At 64.3% G+C, this 17,942-nt stretch carries 19 protein-coding genes; 5 read left to right on the top strand and 14 right to left on the bottom strand.

Going from position 1 to position 17,942, the window contains the following annotated elements; translation table 11 throughout:
- Positions 1-13: 13 nt before the first annotated feature.
- Entirely contained in the window at positions 14-442 is a 429-nt protein-coding gene (locus C479_RS00705) for a DUF5796 family protein (RefSeq protein ID WP_007696396.1), read from the bottom strand.
- Positions 443-555: 113 nt separating this feature from the next.
- On the opposite strand from C479_RS00705, the gene C479_RS00700 reads away from it, so the two are divergent.
- Both C479_RS00700 and C479_RS00695 read left to right on the top strand, forming a co-directional pair.
- Positions 556-1,428, top strand: a complete 873-nt coding sequence (locus C479_RS00700; protein ID WP_007696395.1) for a shikimate kinase — start codon at positions 556-558, stop codon at positions 1,426-1,428.
- The gene (locus C479_RS00695) at positions 1,425-1,754 is read left to right on the top strand and encodes a chorismate mutase (RefSeq protein ID WP_007696394.1); all 330 of its coding nucleotides are present in this window, start codon (positions 1,425-1,427) and stop codon (positions 1,752-1,754) included. Before C479_RS00700 ends, C479_RS00695 begins: the two co-directional genes overlap by 4 nt.
- Before the next feature lie 106 nt (positions 1,755-1,860).
- On the opposite strand, the gene C479_RS00690 is transcribed toward C479_RS00695, so the two are convergent.
- Positions 1,861-2,214, bottom strand: coding sequence for a type II toxin-antitoxin system PemK/MazF family toxin (locus C479_RS00690; protein WP_007696393.1), 354 nt, complete (start codon positions 2,212-2,214; stop codon positions 1,861-1,863).
- Positions 2,211-2,450, bottom strand: coding sequence for a hypothetical protein (locus tag C479_RS00685; RefSeq protein WP_007696392.1), 240 nt, complete (start codon positions 2,448-2,450; stop codon positions 2,211-2,213). The genes C479_RS00690 and C479_RS00685 overlap by 4 nt, the downstream gene beginning before the upstream one ends.
- 391 nt (positions 2,451-2,841) lie before the next feature.
- Between C479_RS00685 and C479_RS00680 the strand changes: the two genes are divergently transcribed.
- Both C479_RS00680 and C479_RS16195 read left to right on the top strand, forming a co-directional pair.
- Entirely contained in the window at positions 2,842-4,266 is a 1,425-nt protein-coding gene (locus C479_RS00680; RefSeq protein WP_007696390.1) for an MATE family efflux transporter, read from the top strand.
- Between the two features lie 153 nt (positions 4,267-4,419).
- A complete protein-coding gene (locus C479_RS16195; RefSeq protein WP_007696388.1) occupies positions 4,420-5,541 on the top strand; it encodes a tyrosine-type recombinase/integrase in 1,122 nt (373 codons plus the stop codon).
- Here C479_RS16195 and C479_RS00670 read toward each other — a convergent pair.
- The 11 genes from C479_RS00670 to C479_RS00620 all read right to left on the bottom strand — a co-directional run bounded on the left by C479_RS00670 (position 5,520) and on the right by C479_RS00620 (position 16,633).
- The gene (locus tag C479_RS00670; protein WP_007696386.1) at positions 5,520-6,608 is read right to left on the bottom strand and encodes a DUF354 domain-containing protein; all 1,089 of its coding nucleotides are present in this window, start codon (positions 6,606-6,608) and stop codon (positions 5,520-5,522) included. The genes C479_RS16195 and C479_RS00670 overlap by 22 nt on opposite strands.
- Positions 6,605-7,861 (bottom strand): glycosyltransferase family 2 protein, encoded by a 1,257-nt coding sequence (locus tag C479_RS00665; RefSeq protein WP_007696385.1) that lies wholly within the window; start codon positions 7,859-7,861, stop codon positions 6,605-6,607. Before C479_RS00665 ends, C479_RS00670 begins: the two co-directional genes overlap by 4 nt.
- A gap of 366 nt (positions 7,862-8,227) precedes the next feature.
- Positions 8,228-10,018 carry a Na(+)/H(+) antiporter subunit D gene (locus C479_RS00660; protein ID WP_007696384.1) on the bottom strand — a complete coding sequence of 597 codons (1,791 nt, stop codon included), beginning with the start codon at positions 10,016-10,018 and terminating at the stop codon, positions 8,228-8,230.
- On the bottom strand, positions 10,018-11,790 hold the full coding sequence (locus C479_RS00655) for a monovalent cation/H+ antiporter subunit D family protein (RefSeq protein WP_007696383.1): 1,773 nt from the start codon (positions 11,788-11,790) through the stop codon (positions 10,018-10,020). The genes C479_RS00660 and C479_RS00655 overlap by 1 nt, the downstream gene beginning before the upstream one ends.
- Positions 11,790-13,394 (bottom strand): proton-conducting transporter transmembrane domain-containing protein, encoded by a 1,605-nt coding sequence (locus C479_RS00650; protein WP_007696382.1) that lies wholly within the window; start codon positions 13,392-13,394, stop codon positions 11,790-11,792. The genes C479_RS00655 and C479_RS00650 overlap by 1 nt, the downstream gene beginning before the upstream one ends.
- Positions 13,387-13,746, bottom strand: coding sequence for a cation:proton antiporter subunit C (locus C479_RS00645; protein WP_049906995.1), 360 nt, complete (start codon positions 13,744-13,746; stop codon positions 13,387-13,389). Before C479_RS00645 ends, C479_RS00650 begins: the two co-directional genes overlap by 8 nt.
- On the bottom strand, positions 13,743-14,450 hold the full coding sequence (locus tag C479_RS00640; protein ID WP_007696375.1) for an MnhB domain-containing protein: 708 nt from the start codon (positions 14,448-14,450) through the stop codon (positions 13,743-13,745). The genes C479_RS00645 and C479_RS00640 overlap by 4 nt, the downstream gene beginning before the upstream one ends.
- Positions 14,447-14,986, bottom strand: a complete 540-nt coding sequence (locus tag C479_RS00635; RefSeq protein WP_007696373.1) for a DUF4040 domain-containing protein — start codon at positions 14,984-14,986, stop codon at positions 14,447-14,449. Before C479_RS00635 ends, C479_RS00640 begins: the two co-directional genes overlap by 4 nt.
- Positions 14,983-15,291, bottom strand: coding sequence for a monovalent cation/H(+) antiporter subunit G (mnhG, locus tag C479_RS00630; RefSeq protein WP_007696371.1), 309 nt, complete (start codon positions 15,289-15,291; stop codon positions 14,983-14,985). Before mnhG ends, C479_RS00635 begins: the two co-directional genes overlap by 4 nt.
- Complete coding sequence (locus C479_RS00625) at positions 15,291-15,572, bottom strand: monovalent cation/H+ antiporter complex subunit F (RefSeq protein WP_007696369.1); 282 nt, start codon at positions 15,570-15,572, stop codon at positions 15,291-15,293. Before C479_RS00625 ends, mnhG begins: the two co-directional genes overlap by 1 nt.
- Positions 15,569-16,633, bottom strand: a complete 1,065-nt coding sequence (locus C479_RS00620) for a monovalent cation/H+ antiporter subunit E (RefSeq protein WP_007696367.1) — start codon at positions 16,631-16,633, stop codon at positions 15,569-15,571. The genes C479_RS00625 and C479_RS00620 overlap by 4 nt, the downstream gene beginning before the upstream one ends.
- 317 nt (positions 16,634-16,950) lie before the next feature.
- Between C479_RS00620 and C479_RS00615 the strand changes: the two genes are divergently transcribed.
- On the top strand, positions 16,951-17,942 hold a 992-nt coding region (locus tag C479_RS00615), incomplete at its 3' end, for a quinone-dependent dihydroorotate dehydrogenase (protein ID WP_007696365.1).

Genomic DNA, 17,942 nt, shown 5'->3' with positions numbered 1-17,942 from the left:
GGAGCTCGATCGACTACGTCTCGGTGACGAGTTCGTACGCACGTTCGCTGAACTCGTCTTCGGCGAAGACGAAAACACGGCCATCGACGACCGCTGGTTCGACGCTGACCGTGACGGAGTGGCCCTCGGCCGCTGCCGAGACGCCAGGGAAGAGCACGGACCGTTCTCCCTGCTCGATCAGCACCCGACCGACACCGGTCGATTCGAGGATCTCGGCGTCCGTCTTCAGGTCGTTCACGTACGTCATCACACCTTCGACGCCGTCCTCGTCGGTGACGAGTACGTGCACGGTCTTGCCTGGCGGTGTCGTGAGCGACGACTCGACCGGCTCCGGCGGCCCGTGATAAAACACCTCTCGCCCGTCCAGGTACCTGACGACGATCCCGCCGTCGACGAGATCCACTTCGAGCGTACTGGGGGCGACTTCCGAACGCGTGCTCATAGCCGCTCGTACGGCTTGGTACGCCTAAAGACTGTGTTTCTCTCCGTCGACCGCTCCCTGGCAATCACTCCCGTCACCGTCAGCGGTAAGTAGCCCCTCGGCCGAGTGGCGATATGGACGGACAGGCCGTCGCCCCCGCTGCGGGCACCGTGGTCAACGCTATCGCGACCGGTCACGGCGCGGCATTCGCGATCGACCTGGAGACCACCGCCACGGTCGAGTTCACGAGCGACGGCGACATCCGAGGGACCGTCGCCGACGCTCCGGACGCCGATACCGAACTTGTCGAACAGTGCGTTCGACGCGTCTTCGACGCCGTGGGCGACGAAGCCGGGCTCGATCGATCCGTCGCCGGCGCCCGGATCCGAACGGAGAGTGCCGTGCCGATGGCAGCCGGCCTGAAGAGTTCGAGCGCCGCCGCCAACGCGACGGTGCTGGCGACGCTCGACGCGCTCGACTGTCCCGACGCGATGAACCCGATCGACGCCTGCCGACTCGGCGTCGAGGCTGCACGCGCGGCCGACGTCACGATCACGGGGGCATTCGACGACGCGTCGGCGAGCATGCTCGGCGGCGTCACCGTGACGAACAACACAACCGACGACCTGGAGGGACAGGAGACGGTCGACTGGGACGTCCTCGTCTACACGCCGCCGGACCGGGCGTTCAGCGCGGCCGTCGACGTCGCGGCCTGCGAACGCGTCGCGCCGATGGCCGAACTCGCGATCGAACTCGCGAGCGAGGGCCGATTCGTCGAAGCGATGACCGTCAACGGCTTCGCCTTCTGTGCGACGCTGGGGTACGATCCCGACCCGTTACTCGCGGCTCTCCCGGACGCAGCGGGTGCGTCACTGTCCGGAACGGGTCCGAGTTTCGTCGCGGTCGGAGACGCCGAACAACTCGACGCCGTCGAACGCGACTGGGACGAGCGGCCCGGGACGACGATCCGAACGACGACTCGAACGGAGGGAGCTACTATCGTATGACCGACAGTGATCCAGCCCACGACACCGACGACGCGGGACTCGAACCGACGCCGGACGAGATGTCACTCGACGAACTCAGGTCGGAGATTCGAGAGATCGACTCCGAACTCGTCCGACTCATCGCCCGTCGAACCTACGTCGCCGACTCCATCGCCCGCGTCAAAGACGCCGAGGGGTTGCCGACCGTCGACGAAACGCAAGAACAGCGCGTGATGGACCGTGCCGGCGAGAACGCAGACCGGTTCGACGTGGATTCGAACCTCGTCAAGGCCATCTTCCGCTTGCTCATCGAGTTGAACAAGGTCGAACAGCGCGAGCGCAGGTAAGCAGTCACAAACCGACGCGATTCGAGCCAGCAGACAATTGCGTCGATGTCGATTCACATCGACTGAGGCGATCGTTGTAATCCGCTTTCGGAACCGACTGCACAACTCAGTCCAGCCCAAGACTCAGTCTCAACGCGTCGTCTACCGCTTCCATCGTCTTGGTATCGAGAGCTCCAACAACAGAGTGAATCCGCTTTTTGATGGAGACGACTCGAATCTGATCGAGGCGGATCGAGGAATCTTTCTCGAACGGTGACTCCGCTGCGTCGACGAAAACCTCGAACGGATAGCCTCGATGCGTCCCCGTCGCAGGCGCAACGATAGTCGTACTGGCGTTTTCGTTCCCCACGTCGTTCTGGACGACGACTGCGGGACGAGTCTTTTTCATCTCGTGGCCTTCCGCAGGATCGAGTCGAACGATAACGACGTCACCGCGACGAACCGTTGACCCCTCGCTCATGTATCTAATCCGTCCCACGCCTCGTCCGACACGTCGGTCCACCCTTCTGCCAATTCTTCAGCACTCCCAGACGCCTCACGGTACGCAGCGGCCAGCTCGTCGGTATCCGGCTGATCGTTTTCTACCTCGACGACTGCGACAGTTACACGCTTGTTCGCGTACTCCGTCCCGAGATAGATCCGCCCTCGATCGTCGGTTTCGTTGGTTTGTAGATCCTGGGCATCCACTTTCGTCATACCGCCTGCTACGGTCCGCCGATGGATAAATGCTACCCACTATTACCCACGTTTACTCTCCGGGAAGCCTTTCAACAGGTTCAAACGACCTGAACAGGGTCGCACAGCGCAAGCGCAGGTGAGCGGTCTCGAACCCAGAGACGATTCGGGGCGGTCGGTAGGGATTACTCGATACCCCACTCACGCATCCGCGTTGATCGAGGTTCGAAAAGCCGGGCAGAGCAAACGAGTAGCAAAATTCGAATCCGGTGTGCCTCCGTCCGACCCCCCTGTGAACCACCACCGTGTGTTTCGAATCGATAACCGGTCGGCGCTGCCGGGTCGGGAACTACTTTTACCCCCCACGGGCTAGTCCCGGGAGATTCCAGTGCTGTCGTGGCTTCCGAACCCGATGCGGCTCACGATCCTGTGGATCGGTCTCGGCCTCGCTCGGCTGGGGCTGATCGACCGTGAGCGTGCGGTTCGGACGGCCGATCTCGCCTGGCCGCGCATCGTGACCGGACTGGCGCGAATGTCGAAGAGCGCGGTCGACGTCGCGATGGTCGGCATCGCAGTGGGTGAAGCGGCAATCGCCGGCGTCGGGTTCGCGACGCCGTTCTGGGGACTGGCATTCACCATCGGTGGTGGTGTCGCTGGCGGGACTATCGCGCTCGTCTCTCAGCGGTACGGCGCCGAACAGTTCGACGAACTCGGAGAGGCGATACGCTCGTCCATCTTGCTCGTCCTGCTCATCAGCCTCCCGGTAACCGCTTTCTTCGTCGTGTTTTCGACCGAGCTCGTCTCGATCATCACGACGAAACCCGAGCCCCTGTCGCTGGGGGCGTCCTACCTCTCGGTCGTGGCGTTCGGCGTCCCGTTCGCCGGACTCAATCTGATCGGAAGCCGCACGTTCGTCGGCATGGACGACGCCTGGACACCGATGATCATCAGAGCGGGCGGCGCCATCGCCAACATCGGCTTCAGTGCGGCCTTCATCTTCGTCGCCGACCTCGGGGTGGCCGGGGCGGCCCTCGGGACCGTGCTGGCCAACGTCGTCGTCTCGGCCGGCTTCGCGACGCTCCTCATCCGCGGTTCGTTCCCCGGCGTCCCCGACATGGTCGTCACGATCGATCCGTTCGGTTCGTACGTCAATCCAGAGATCATCCGATCGCTCGTCTCGATCGGGACGCCGGTCTTCCTCCGGAACATGGTCTGGACCGTCGCCGAACTCCCGCTACTCGGGATCGTCGACATCTTCGGCACTGACACCGCGTCGGCGTTCGTCATCACGCGACGGATCTGGGGGCTGATGAACACGCCAGGCTGGGGATTCAGCCTCGCCGCCTCCAGTCTCGTCGGACAGGAACTCGGGACCGGTGCAGAGGATACCGCAGCCGAGTACGGGAACGAGATCATCCGGTATTCCGTCGCCGTCTACGCCGTGTCGGCGACGATCGTGTTCGTCTTCGCCGAGCCGATCGTTCAGGGGTTCGTCGACGAACCCGGCTCGCAGGTCGTCCCGATCGCCATCTCCCTCGTGTACGCAGCCTGTGTCGCGATCCTCTTCCGCGGCATCGTCGGCTCCGCCGAGGGCGCGTTGAACGCTGCGGGCGACACACGCTGGCCGTTCTACGCCCAGTTGCTCGGTATGTTCGGCGGGGCGATTCCCCTCGCGTACATCGGTGCCACGACGTCGCTCGGGATCTGGGGGCTCTACCTCGCGTTCGTCGCCGAGACGGCCGTCCCGGCCGTCGTCAACTACTACCGGTTCGGGACCGGCCGCTGGCGCGCCATCAGTCGGAGCTACCGTCCTGGCGGCACAACCAGTGACGATTAGTCCGGACCCAGTGAGGGACCGAAGAATCGTCGATCCAGGAGTCAGATTTACGGATGCGGACACGGAGTTTCGAACAATGGATGCATCGGACGTGAGCAACCGGCGACGACGGAGCCACGAGCGGATCGAAACAGTCAGTGGAGTGCCCATGCGATGATCCCGATCACGGCCGGTGTCGACCGCTACCTCGATCGCAAATCCGTCGGCGAGGGGGCTGGAACGTACGCATCGAACGCGTCGTCGATCCTCACCCGGTGGACGGAGTGGCTCGAGGCGGAATACGACGTAGAGGCGTTCGCTGACCTGGAGCGTGCTCACCTCGAAGCATACGCCAGATACCTCTCGCGGCGGACGGCTCGGGACGAGTACGCGGCATCGACGGCACGAACATACTTCGCCGTCGTCAGAGCCTTCCTCTCCTGGTGTGTCGAGGAATCGATCCTGTCGGCGAATCCCGCGGAAGCGAGTCGGGCCACTGCAGCGCTCCCCACACCAGTCGAGTCCGAAGCAGGTGGCCGATCGGTCAAACGCGCCACGTACGAACTCGAGGCCGAGGTACGACGGCTGGCCAACGAGGCACCCGACGGCTCGACCGAACGACTGAATCGGTTACGTGAGTACGCGATGATCGCACTGTTAGCTCACGCCGGGCTGCGTGGCGGAGAACTCTTTCGAGTCCCGGAGGACGACCGACGCGACGGTGCGACGTGGGACGATGTGGACTTCTACGCAGGAACCATCAGAGTCCTCGGGACGTCACAGGAGCTAGAAGACGTCTCACTACCAGCCGGTGCCAGGACCCCGCTTCGGCGGTATCGCGTCGCACTCGAACCGCCGACGACCGACTGGCCGCTGTTCCCAACCCGCCACGCACCCTCCATCGCCGCGACTGTCAGAGCGGGGCTCGCCGATCGCGGCTTCGACGCCGACGAGATCGACGCCGCGTTCGAGTCGGCGACCGCGAGCGACCTGGCTCGCGAGTACGGAATCAGTCCCCCGGCGATCACCACCGAAGGGGCACGGACCATCCTCAAGCGCCTGAGTCAGCGCGTCGAGGTCGCCGTCGACGGCGACTACCTCACGCCGGGTGATGCGAGACGGGCCCACGACGATCGCGGCGAACGAACGGCCGCGACGGGGCCCCAGGGTGGGATTCGAACCCGGGCGCTCGAAGAATCGCTCGTCGCCGTCGACGAGTCAGCGGATCAGGGTCCCGACGATCCCAGCACACCCCACGACGCCGACCCGGACGCTCACCGCGACGACGAGGGATAAGCGGCGTCGGCAGTTTGTGACGGTCGCGCTCGAGCTTCCCGGGTGAGCAAGTCGACGATCAGGGTCGTTCCATCCTGCAAGTCGTCGACCACCGCGTCGCGTCGTCGTTTCCACCGGGCCGGCGTTTTCGGATCCGCACTCAGCTCGTCGGCGAGCGCAAGCGCGACCGATTCGTCCGCCGTCGAGCGGAGGAGATCGTACTCGGTCTCGAGGACGACGAAGTTACTCATGTCCGCGTCGAAGTCGGTCGCGAACGACTGAATTCGCACCGCCGGCGTCCCGAGGAGGGCGGCTTCGGTCGCCATCGTCGCCGAATCGCCGGCGTAACAGTCGGCGTAGTAGAGCAAATCGTGGACGGCCGTCGGCGGGATCGGCTGTCGATACGGTTCCAGATCCGGAGGTAGGGGGTCCGAACTGGAGATGTAGACGGTCCCGCGATCGTCGAAGCGTGAGACGAGCTCTCGCTTTCCGGCCGGTGAGAGTCCCCCTTGGCCGACGTCGTGAAACGCGTCCCACGTCCGGAACCGGCAAAAAAAGTACCGATCGGACGGGTCGACGCCCGCCGCACGGAGGCGGTCCGGATCGGGTTCGAACCGGTTCGGATGGAGATACGCGAGTTCCTGAAACCCCCGGTATCTAACGTGCCCCTCTCCGAAGTCGTCCTCGAACGACGCCGGCGTGGCGATCACGTCCGCGAACGAGGCCATCAGTCGATGTGACCAGACGCCCTCGTTATCGACGAACACCACACTACGAGCGTCGACCAGGGGCGCCACGTGCGAGACGGCGACGCCACCGATCGAGGTCATCACGTCCGGGTCGATCCGACGCGCCCGGGTGAGCAGCCGCCACTCGTAGATCGCCTGCACCCGTGCGAGCGACGCGAGAGAGCGCTGGGGCCCTGCGAGGACTTCGTGTTCGATACCGTAGGCCTCCAACAGCGGGACGGCGAGATCGTTCTCGCGGGCGTACACGAAGACGTCGTGACCCTGCTCGTCGAGTTCCTTGACGGCGTGTCGGTAGAAGTGGACGTGCGCCGGATGCTGGATCGTCACGACGATCTTCATTCTTCGACCACCACCGACCCCTCGTTCGCGTCGTGGTCGAACGCCATCGCGAGACAGAGGGCGATGGCCGAACACAGCGTCCACACCCCTGCGAGCCACCACCGGATCGAACGCGTCTCGTGACTGGTTTCGGGATCCGCAGCCGTGTGTCCGTCGTCACCGTCTTTCGTCGGCGATCCTGAATTGGAGGCTCGGTCCGACGGACTGGTGGATCGCCTGTCGAAACGGTTCGAAACGAGTGTCCCGATCCCAACGGCGAGGCCACCGATCCCCAGCGCGTAGAGGGCGACGAGCGGGTGGAAGTCCTGCATGACGTACCGTATCCCGAGTCTGTGTAGGAACCGGCGCCAGAGCAACCACGACAATCGCGGGACGAACGTCCGGTAACTAATGTGGCTGCGTTCGTCGCCGTAGACGGCCGGCATCGCCACGTCGGCGATCGCGAATCCCTCGGCGTTCAGCACGACGAGCAAGTCGTTCGCGAAGCCGTACTCCGTGTACAGCGAGTCGAGGTCGATCGCCTCCAGAGCCTCACCGGCAATCGCGGTATAACCGTTCTGTGGATCGACCATTCCCCAGTAGCCGCTCGCGATTTTGGTCAACAGCGAGAGTAAGACGTTCCCGCCGAATCGAAACGTCGACATCGAATCGTACTGTGCCCGCCCGCGCAGTCGATTCCCCTTCGCGTACGCCGCCCGTCCCTCGACGATAGGATCTATGAGTCGTGGGAGCTGATCGGGGTCCATCTGTCCATCGCCGGCCATCACGGCGGTGGCGTCGATGCCCTCCCTCCGTGCACACCGATACCCGGTCGTGATCGCCGCCCCGACGCCGCGATTTTCCTCGTGACGGATCGGTACGATCGTCGGCCCTGCAGTCGGTCGCTGGGTCGAAACGTCAGACTCCGAACCTCGTGACCGGCCTGTCACATCTCTGCTGACGTTCCTCGAACCAGAAGCAGCGGAGGGTGCAACGCCAGTTCGATCCCCGCCGTCTGACCGGGGCGATGGTGTCGGTGACGTCGCGTGATCGTCTTCGCTCGTATCGACCCGGTCCGACACGAGTTCAGTTGCGTCGTCGATCGGGTCACACGTTGCGAATCGGCAGATTTCCGCCCACGTCCCGTCGGTCGAACAGTCGTCGACCGCGTAGACCCGGTCGACGTACTCCGGCATCGACATCAGTACGTCGCCGACGAACCCTGCCTCGTTGTACGCCGGAACCACGACGGCGACACTGTGGTCGCGATACATCTCAGACCCTCGCGTCCACACCGGTCGGTCGTTCGGGTTCGGCCGCCCCACGTCCGGTCTCGTTCATCCAATTGCGGCTTCCGTGGTGGCGCCAATTGTTATTCGTCGCATTTACGCCGCTATGGGCGACGTATCCTCGTAACCGTTCAGTAACACTACGCCGGAATTGAGTGACATCGATCGGCACTCTAGAATATCTCGGCCTGGCGTGTTACTACCATAAAATCGGCTCTTCGGACGAGCGTATCCCCGCTCGGACCACCCGATGCAGCACGCAGAAACGGGATTCTCGGTGTACGGGTGTCGTTACGAACTGTTCGACGTCGATACTCCACTAAGCGGTCGAGAAATTCGGCGGGTCGATTCTTACACGAACCCGAGCGCGAGTAGCAGCGTCGTCGCCAGCAGGACGAGAATTACGGCGGCCCCAATTCCGGCCCGTCGAGCGAACGCCGTCGTGAGACCCCGTTCGACGAGGGTGGGCTGATCTCGGTGCCCATGGTCGGTCTCGGTGGACGATCCACTCGTGGCAACCGAACCCAGTGAAATCGTCCCCAGCGCAGCACTCGTCGACGCTCGGTCAAGCGTCCCGATAGCTCGGTTGACCGCCCGGAGCGAGCCACGACCGAGCCCGACCGAGAGCGGGTTGTACGCGAGGTCGATGTCCGGGATGCGACCGACACGGCTGAGCGGCCCCTTCACCAGTACGAACCCGAAGAGGCCCGTCGCCGCCAGGACGAAGGATTCCAGGACCTGGAAGCTATCGAAGACGTGATAGTGAGCTGCTGCGCTCGCACGCGGCAAGATAGAGACGAGGGCGTCCGGATAGACGCCGTAGAAGACACACAGCGCCGCGACGGAGAGCATAGCGATCGACTGGCCGGCCGAGGCGCGTTCGACGTCGTGGGTCTGCTCCCCGTAGAAGAACACGTAGTAGCCGAGTTTGATGAACGACATGAACGTCCCGACGCCGCCGAGCAGGAGGAGATACCACAGCGCCTCGTACTCGGGATAGTGATGAGCCTCGTAGAGCACCATCCCCTTGCTCACGAAACCGTTGAAGCCGGGGAAGCCGGCGATCGAGAGCGCGGCGATCGTAAAGGCGAGGAACGTAATCGGCATCGCCCGCCGCATGCCGTGAATCTTGTCGAGACTCTCCGCACCGGTCCGGTAGATGACCACGCCGACGGTCATGAACAGCAGCGCCTTGTAGAGGATGTGGTTGAAGACGTGCCCGAAGGCGCCGGCGGTCGCGAGCGCGGATCCGATCCCGACGCCGGCGACCATGTAGCCGACCTGCGACTGGATGTGATAGGAGAGGAGTCGGCGCATATCGCTCTGCAGGAGTGCGAACGTGGCGCCGAAGACGGCCATCGCCCCGCCCATGTAGGCGATGGCGAGGTTCCCCTCGGGAAACGCCCGAAAGAGCGCATAGACGCCGGTCTTGGTCGTGTAGACACAGAGGAAGACGCTCGCGGCGATGTGCGGGCGCGGGTAGGTGTCGGGAAGCCACGCGTGGAAACCGACGAACGCGACGTTGATCCCGATGCCGAGGGCAGCCAGCACCTGTGGGATGCCGGTCGCGATACCGTCACCGGTCATGACGAACGTTCCAACGCCGGGGCTCTGATAGTGCCAGATGACGGCGGCCATCAACAGGCTGCCACCGATGCCGTGCCAGACGGCGTACCGGAAGCCGGCCCTGACCGCGGCGCCGCCGTGGTGCCAGACGAGCAGCGTCGACGTAATGGCCATCACCTCCCAGAAGAACAACAGGAGGAGCCAGTCGCCGGCGAAGACCGCCCCCAGACTGGAGGCGACGTACGCCAACGCATACGCCGTCTGGGTCGGCGGGGCGTCGGTCGACCAGGAGTAGAGCACGGCGACGAAGCCGATGAAGGCAAAGATCAGGCCCATCAATCGGCTGAACGGATCGACGGAGACGAACACGACGTCGAACCCGGCGAATCCGAACGTTCCGCTGCCGAAGAGGGTGCCCGAAAGCTCGTAGTCGGCGGGGACGAGTGCGGCGTACGCGAGTGCGCCCGCGGTCACGACGAGCCCTGCGGGGTGGATCAGTCTCGGTCGCACCACGTAGGCGAGCAGTGCGAACAGGACGAGCAATACTGGCGGAACGACGTACGGTTCGAGTGCCATCAGTGCGTCACCTCCGTCGCAACGTCGACGATGTGTTCGATGAGCTCCAGGAAGACCACGTGGCCCGGAACGAGCCCGAGGACGACCGCACCGACGGCCGCGAGCACGATCGGCCCGAGCATGAACCAGGTGCTCTCGGTGCGCCAGCTCCGGCGCTCCCAGCCCGAATCCGCCGTATGGCCCCCACCGTGGGACGACACGTGGTCATCGGTCACGTCGGTGTCGGTGACCGATTCCTCGTGGTCCCCGTCGCCGTCGGATCGAACCGAATCGGGCCCGTCAGCATCAGCGTCGACAGCGGCCCCGGTGGGTTCTGCCGTGGTGGCCAGGTGTCGACCTCCATTGGTCCGTGGCGAGTTTGCTTCGACGCCCGTATCGGAACTCGCGAGTCCACCGGGCGGGAACTCGAGGAGCGGTTTTGGGTCCGGGTGGTGTTCGTCTTCGAAGAACGCCTGGTAGACGATCGGCCAGTAGTAGGCAACGTTGAGCACGCCCGAGACGAGCAGGACGACGGCGAAGATCGCCAGGTCGAGCTCGACTGCACCGACGAGCAGGTACCACTTACTCACGAACCCGGCGAGCAAGGGCATTCCCGCCATCCCGGCCGCCGCGACCGCGAACGCCGACATCGTCAACGGCATCCGCTTACCGATACCGGCCATGTCACTGATGTCGTCGGTGTGTGTCTCGACGTGGATCGCTCCGGCACAGAAGAACAGGGTGATCTTCATGAACGCGTGGGCGGGGATGTGCAACAGCGCCCCCACGAGTGCGGCCGGGCTCGCGAGCCCGAGCCCGAGGACGATGTACGACAGCTGTGACACGGTCGAGTAGGCGAGCCGACGCTTCAGGTTGTCCTGTTTCAACGCGATGATACTGGCCGTGACGAGTGTGATGGCAGCGACCGTGGCGAGCGCGATTCCGACGCCGAGGTCCTGGACAGCGCCGGGGCCGTAGACTTCCAGAACGACCCGGGCGATCCCGAACACCCCGCTCTTGACGACCGCGACCGCGTGCAACAGCGCCGAGACGGGCGTCGGTGCGACCATCGCGTCCGGCAGCCACGAGTGAAACGGCATCAGCGCGGCCTTGACGCCGAACCCGCCCACGAGCAGGGCGAACGCGGCACGTGCCATCATCGGATCTTCGGTGAGGGCAGCGATGCCGCCGGCCTGGAACGTCGTCGTTCCCGTCATGGCGTACACCATCACGGTGCCGGCCAGTACGGCCACGCCGCCACCAAGTGTGTAGAGCAGGTACTTCCGGCCGGCCCAGATCGCCTCCTCGGACTCGTCGTGGGCCACGAGCGGGTACGTCGCGATCGAGAGCACTTCGTAGAAGACGAACAGCGTGACGAGGTTCGCCCCGAACGCGACGCCCATCGCCGACGCGATACTCGCCGCGAACGCCGCGAAGAATCGCGTCTGATCGTGCTCGTCGAGCCCCCGCATGTAGCCGATCGAGTAGAAACTCGTCGCGATCCAGAGGAAGGATGCGAGCAAGGCGAACAGGACGCCCAGGCGGTCCGCCTGGAGCGTGAACCCGATCGGGTCACCGAGTCCCGTCGAGAGGAAGGTCCCGAGATCGGTCTCGTAGACCGCACCATCGAGCACGTCGGGGACCATACTGGCCACCGTCGCGAACGTGGCGAAGGCAGCGGTCAGCGTGACGCCCTCGCGAACGTTCGGTCGGCGGCCGAGCGCGAGGATCAACGGAATCGCGATCGCCGGGATCGCCACCGCGAGCAGCGGCAGAATCGAGTCGACCGGCATTAGACGAGCACCTCCACGGTGGCGGCGAGCGCCCCCTCGATCGTGCTACCGAGCACGCCAAGGGCGAGCGTCGCGAGCGCCGCGACGATCACGACCGCGAGCAGTGGCCGGGAGATTCGCCCGGCCGCCGCGGTATCCGTCCGCGACACGTCATTCGAAGGCCCATCGTTCGAAGGCTCGTCGACAGTGTGGTCCCCGTCGGTCGCCGATTCATCGGTTGGGTCCCCGCCGTCGGTCGATAGGTCGGCTGCAGGCGGCGAAACTGGTGAGCTGTCGGGCGGATCGGCGAAGTACATCCGTTCGAGCAGGCGCATCACGTACCCCAGCGTGAGCACGGTACTGGCGACGATAATCGCCAGCAGTGCCCACGCTCCGGCCTCGAACGCGCCGATGGCGATGTAGAACTTACCGACGAATCCGACCGTGGGCGGCATGCCGACGAGCGCCAGTGCGAGGACGGCGACGGCCGCACTGGCGTACGGCGCTCGCTCGGCGAGACCGTCGTACTCTGAAACGGTCCGAACGCCGTAGGCCGTGGCGAACGCGGCGACGCCGAGGAACAGACCTACCTTGATGATCGCGTGTCCAAGCAGGTGGATCACGGTTCCCGTGAGCGCCGTCCCGTTCAGCAGGTAGATCCCGAGGACGACGAGGCCAAACTGGGCGACGGAAGAGTACGCGAGCATCCGTTTGACCTCGCGTTGCATCACGGCGAGGACACTCCCGGCGACGACGCTCGCCCCGGCCAGGGCAAGCAGGAGGGTGTGGATCAACGAGTTCGCCTCGAAAAAGGCCGGCGTGAACACACCGAGCGAGATCCGGACGAGCGCGTAGGCGGCCGTCGTCGAGACGAGCGCGGCGACGAGCGCCGTGACCCGGTCGGGCGCCTCCGTGTAGGCGTCGGGCTGCCAGGTGTGCACCGGAAATAGCGCGATCTTGATCACGAGGCCGGCCGCGATCAGCGCGAAGGCCGTCTGCACCAGTGGCTCTTGATGCCCGATCTCCGCGAACGCCCCCTCGAGCTGGACCATATTGAGGTAGCCCGTCGCAACGAAGGCGTAGCCGACCCCGAGCAAGTACAGCGAAGCCCCGACCGTCCCGACGAGGAGGTACTTGAGTGACGCCAGCGCGGATCGGCCGGACCCGTCGCTGGCGATCAGCGCGTACGTGGCCAGCCCGCTGATCTCGAGGAAGACGTAGAGGTTGAACAGGTCGTTGGTCACCACCATGCCGGACAGCCCGGCCATCAACAGCACGTACAGGGCGTAGAAGCTGTCCTGCCGGCGACGGTCGAAGCTAGCGACGAGCACGCCAAGACTGACGAGGGCGATCAAGCCGAGGACGACGGCCGAGATGCCGTCGACGAAGAGTTCGATACCACCCTCCGCGGCCGGGAAACCGGCGATCTCCGTCCGGATCGGGCGGCCGTCCTGGCCGAGCGTTTCCCCGGCGAGGACGAACGCGATCGCCGTGTTCGCGAGCGTGGCAACCAGTGCGAGTACCCGTCCTGCACCACCGACGAAACGCCCGACTGCAAGCAGGAAGGCCGCGGTGACGAGCGGGACGACCACGAGCAAGATCGGGAGGAGTGTGAGGTCACTCATCTTCTAACACCTCCACGACGACGTCTTCACGAATCGAGCCGTATTCTTCGTGAATGCGGACGACGAGCGCGAGTGCGAGTGCTGTCAGGCTCACCCCCACCACGATGGCGGTGAGGATGAGCACGTGTGGAAGCGGGTTGACGTACGCCGATTCCGACCCCTTTCCGACCGCCGGGAGGCCCCCATCGCGGACGGAGATCGTGATGAAGAACAGGAAGATACCCGTCTGGAAGACGTTGAGACCGATCACTTTCTTCACCAGATTCTCGTCGTCGATGATCATGTACAGGCCGATCCCGAGCAGTACCGCGAAGACGACGTAGTTGTAGTGGGTCGTGAGTAGCTCCATCATCGTCGATCATCTCCCTCGTCAGCCGGTGACGGGCGATCCGATCCGTCGTCGACTGGTGTCGAGCGACCCGAGTCCGTCGCGGACGAGTCGGCGTCGGTCGGCGTATCGGTTCGATCCACGGGTTCGTCGGACACCTCGTGCCCGGTCTGGTCCGCTGTTTCGTCACCGGATTGATCCGCTGATTCGGTGCCGGGCTGTGCCGCTTCGCCACGACTGCGGCTGGGGACCCGCTGTGCTGACGGCTTCGCGTACGGAGAGCCACCCGGTGGCATCGCACCGCGGGCCAGCTGGAAGAACAGCACGATGACGACGCCGGCGACGGTCATCGCGATTCCGACCTCGACGAGTTCGATGCCGTACTTCCAGGGGTTGGGAATCACCGGATAGGAGCCGAGTTCCAGGAAGTCACCCCCCGTTCCGAGGAGAATGGGCCCGAGTGCCAGCGCGGCGAAGACGGCGATCCCGCCGCTCGTAATCCCGACGAGCACGCGTTTGTCGAGCCACTCCCACGTGGGATCGATCCCATACGCGAACGAGAGCATGACGATCACGGAGGCGACGATGACGCCACCCTGGAAGCCACCGCCAGGAGAACTGGCGCCGTGAAGCGTGATGAACAGCCCGTAGGTCAGGACGAACGGCGCGACGAGTCTGACCGTCGCCATGATGATCGGACTCTCGACGTAGGTGCGGCCGTCGCTCATGCGTCCACCTCCCGTCTGAGGACGGTGAGCACGGCGACGCCGGCGGTAAAGACGACCGTTGCCTCGCCGAGCGTGTCGAAGCCACGATAGGCGACGAGGATCGCCGTCACGACGTTCTCGACGTGGGTCTGTTCGTAGGCCATGGTGACGTAGTGGTTGTATATCTCGCCAAAGACGGGATTCCCCACCGTTTGGCCCATATCGGGGAGTGCGGGAACCGTGGCGAGGATCGCGAGCACGAATAGGCCACAGAGGGCGGCAACTCCCCAGTTGATCTCGACCGGTCTGAGTTCGATCCCGGTCAGTCGGGTCGTCCGTGCGATCGAGACGAGCAACAGCACCGTCATGATGCCGGCACCGACCGCGGCTTCCGTCAAGCCGACGTCGGGAGCGCGAAGGACGATCCAGAGGACGGCCATTCCGAGGCTGTACGCACCGAAGACGATGATCGCCGCGAGCACGTCTCGAAGGATGGCCGTCATCAGCGCCGAGAGGACGATGAAGACGAGCAAGCCAGCCTCGAGGAGCGTTATCATCGATCGTCACCCCGCGTCCATGGTTCGATTCCTTGCTCGTGGGCCGCACGGGCGATGGCGTGGGCGGCGGTGGGCGACGTGATCAGCATGAACACGACCAGCATGACAACCTTGATCGTGGCTACGTCGGCACCGAACGCGAGTGCGACCGCCGAAAGCGACAGGATCGAACCCAGTGTATCGCTCTTCGAAGCCGCGTGTGCCCGGGTGTAGAGGTCCGGTAGTCGGTAGAGCCCGACCGCCGAGACGAACGCGAAGAAGAGGCCACCAACGACCAGGACCGCGATGACCCCCTGAATCACCATCAGAGGACACCTCCCTGTTCGACCGTAAACTTCGAAATCGCGATACTCATGAGGAAGTTCAACAGTGCGTAGACGAGTGCGACGTCGAGAAACGCAGGGAGCTCCATCGCTGCGGCCAGTAAGGCGATGACGACCACGACGTTCGAGCCGACGACGTTGAGCGCGATGACGCGATCTTGCATCGTCGGCCCGACGAGTATCCGCCCGAGGAGGACGATCGAGATCGTGACGAACCCGAGCGCACCGGCGAACAGGATCGTCGAGACGGGCCCCTCGATCACGAGGACTCACCCTCCGATTCGGCGCGGTCACGGGGCGACGGATACGGGAGCGCACTCCGCCCGTAGAAGACGAAACGGACTGCTCGTTCCAGGCCCCCATCCAACAGATCCTCGCGCGCACCCGCCGTCAGCGAGTGGACGACGAACGCCCGATCCTCGACGTCGACCGTCAGCGTCCCCGGCGTGAGAGTGATGCTGTTTGCCAGTGTCGCCATCGGGAGGCCGCCCCAGACGCCCGGTTCGAATCGCTCAACGGAGGGATCGATCGGCAGCGACGGATGCAAGACCACGTACGCGATCTGAAAGTTGGCGACTAGTATCTTGTAGCCGAGATACGGCACGTAGACCAGCCACCTGAACACGCTCGAGACCATTCGTGTCGGCCGCGGCGTGCGTTCGAACGTAACCCGCGACAGCACTCCGGCGACGAGGAGCGCAGCAATCGTCCCGGTCACCAGATCGAACGTGACGTCGGCGAACCCACCGACGAGCAGGTAGAAGCCGAGTGAGATACCGAACACGGACAGAAACTGGGCGAGACCGCCTCGAGTGACGATGGATGCCGGTCGAGTCTGACGGTCGACCGGCGCGATGTCGACGTCGAGAGTGGTCTGGTCGGCGAGTCGGTCGGCGATCGAGCCAGTCATCGGCCGGGTTCCCGGCGTCGCGTGGGATGGGTCGACGATGACGGAATCGATGCCGTGCTCGGTCGCGTAGGACTGGACCACGTCGGCGTACTCGTAGGGATCGAACGGGTACCGATAACGATAGATTCGCTCGGTTTCCACGTCGACCGCCCCTTCGGGATCGGTCAACGTCGTCGCCCGTTCGGCGACGTCGGTCGCCGTCTCGAGGAGGGCATCGAAATCCGGCGTCTCGGTCTGTGGGACGTCCTCGACGACCGGCGTTCCGATGGTGAGCGTGAGCCGACTGTCGGTCTCGGCCGCCAGTTCGCGGACCTTTCGCGCGGCGTACTCCACAGTCTCCTCGACTGTTGACGAGTCCGTGACGAGGACGAGGGCGGAACCCGCAGTCGTCTCACCGCCGGCTTCGTCGGTCATTTTCCGGAGGTTGCTATCGTACGGCCTTCAATGTTCCCGTTTGGCACGACGCAGGGAAGATACTTCCAATGATCAACCACAGGCGACACATATTTACCACAATACGACAACAATGTGTTGGAAAGCACTACGATCGTTGTGCCAGGTTGGAATTCATCAGTGACTCGACTCAGATCGGCGGCTGGCATGGTCCCATCGTTCGGTTTTCGAACGCAGCGACAGCCGTCCGGCACACGAGAGGAGAGTGGGGAGCACGTCGTGGGACCCGCTGGCCGGACCCGAGTCACTTACGTAGGTCCCCGGGCCACACGAGGACGATGAATCCGTACTCGCTGCTCCGGCCGCTGTTTTTCAAGCTTCCTGCGGAGACGGCTCACGAGTACGTGACTGGTGGATTGCGAGCGATCCAGTCGTTCGGGCCCGCCCGACGCACACTCCGGTCGCGGTACACGTACGAACACCCCGCACTGGCGGTGGAGTGTTTCGATACGACGTTCGCGAACCCGGTCGGTATCGCTGCCGGGTTCGACAAGAACGCGCGGGTGTTTCCCGCCCTCTCCGATCTCGGCTTTGGGTTCGTCGAGATCGGCACCGTCACACCGGCCTCCCAGACTGGCAACCCACGGCCACGACTCTTCAGACTCCCCGGCGACCGGGCGCTCATCAACCGGATGGGGTTCAACGGAGACGGCGCCGACGCCGTTCACTCCCGTCTCGCAGCGAACGCAGATACGGGCGGTCCACTGGGCATCAACGTTGGCAAGATGAACGATTCCGGCGCTGAGACGGCCATCGACGACTACCGCCGGGTCTTCGAGCGTCTATACCCCTTCGGTGACTACTTCGTGGTCAACGTCTCCTGTCCCAACACACCCGACGAGTTCGACGAGGCCGACCCCGACCACCTCCGACGAATCTTCGAGACGTTGCAAGCGGCGAACGAGGACGACGTTCCGCTCCTCGTCAAAATCGGCCCGGAGTCACCGCGAGAATCGTTGTACGAACTCGTCGACATCGTCGAAGCCTACGACCTAGACGGGATCGTCGCGACGAACACGACGACGAGTCGAGACGGCGTCACCGACCCACCCGACGAACGCGGCGGTTTGAGTGGCAAGCCACTCGAAGCACGCTCCACGGCGGTCATCGAGACGCTCGCCGGCTACACCGAACTCCCGATCGTCGGCGTCGGTGGCGTCGACTCGGCTGAGAGTGCCTACGCGAAGATCCGCGCCGGGGCATCGCTCGTTCAGCTCTACACCGGTTTCGTCTACAACTGTCTCTTATACACATCTCTGATGGCGCGAGG

The sequence above is a fragment of the Halovivax asiaticus JCM 14624 genome (genome assembly GCF_000337515.1).
Classification (GTDB): domain Archaea; phylum Halobacteriota; class Halobacteria; order Halobacteriales; family Natrialbaceae; genus Halovivax; species Halovivax asiaticus.
This window is presented reverse-complemented; position numbering and strand designations above follow the sequence as displayed.

Coding starts and splice junctions, on each gene's coding strand:
- C479_RS00640 (WP_007696375.1), bottom strand. CDS start 14,450: ATGAGCGACGGCCGCACCTACGTCGAGAGTCCGATCATCATGGCGACG.
- C479_RS00700 (WP_007696395.1), top strand. CDS start 556: ATGGACGGACAGGCCGTCGCCCCCGCTGCGGGCACCGTGGTCAACGCT.
- C479_RS00705 (WP_007696396.1), bottom strand. CDS start 442: ATGAGCACGCGTTCGGAAGTCGCCCCCAGTACGCTCGAAGTGGATCTC.
- C479_RS16195 (WP_007696388.1), top strand. CDS start 4,420: ATGATCCCGATCACGGCCGGTGTCGACCGCTACCTCGATCGCAAATCC.
- C479_RS00620 (WP_007696367.1), bottom strand. CDS start 16,633: ATGACCGACGAAGCCGGCGGTGAGACGACTGCGGGTTCCGCCCTCGTC.
- mnhG (WP_007696371.1), bottom strand. CDS start 15,291: ATGGTGATTCAGGGGGTCATCGCGGTCCTGGTCGTTGGTGGCCTCTTC.
- C479_RS00635 (WP_007696373.1), bottom strand. CDS start 14,986: ATGATAACGCTCCTCGAGGCTGGCTTGCTCGTCTTCATCGTCCTCTCG.
- C479_RS00680 (WP_007696390.1), top strand. CDS start 2,842: ATGCGGCTCACGATCCTGTGGATCGGTCTCGGCCTCGCTCGGCTGGGG.
- C479_RS00665 (WP_007696385.1), bottom strand. CDS start 7,861: ATGTATCGCGACCACAGTGTCGCCGTCGTGGTTCCGGCGTACAACGAG.
- C479_RS00660 (WP_007696384.1), bottom strand. CDS start 10,018: ATGGCACTCGAACCGTACGTCGTTCCGCCAGTATTGCTCGTCCTGTTC.
- C479_RS00650 (WP_007696382.1), bottom strand. CDS start 13,394: ATGAGTGACCTCACACTCCTCCCGATCTTGCTCGTGGTCGTCCCGCTC.
- C479_RS00690 (WP_007696393.1), bottom strand. CDS start 2,214: ATGAGCGAGGGGTCAACGGTTCGTCGCGGTGACGTCGTTATCGTTCGA.
- C479_RS00655 (WP_007696383.1), bottom strand. CDS start 11,790: ATGCCGGTCGACTCGATTCTGCCGCTGCTCGCGGTGGCGATCCCGGCG.
- C479_RS00695 (WP_007696394.1), top strand. CDS start 1,425: ATGACCGACAGTGATCCAGCCCACGACACCGACGACGCGGGACTCGAA.
- C479_RS00670 (WP_007696386.1), bottom strand. CDS start 6,608: ATGAAGATCGTCGTGACGATCCAGCATCCGGCGCACGTCCACTTCTAC.
- C479_RS00685 (WP_007696392.1), bottom strand. CDS start 2,450: ATGACGAAAGTGGATGCCCAGGATCTACAAACCAACGAAACCGACGAT.
- C479_RS00645 (WP_049906995.1), bottom strand. CDS start 13,746: ATGATGGAGCTACTCACGACCCACTACAACTACGTCGTCTTCGCGGTA.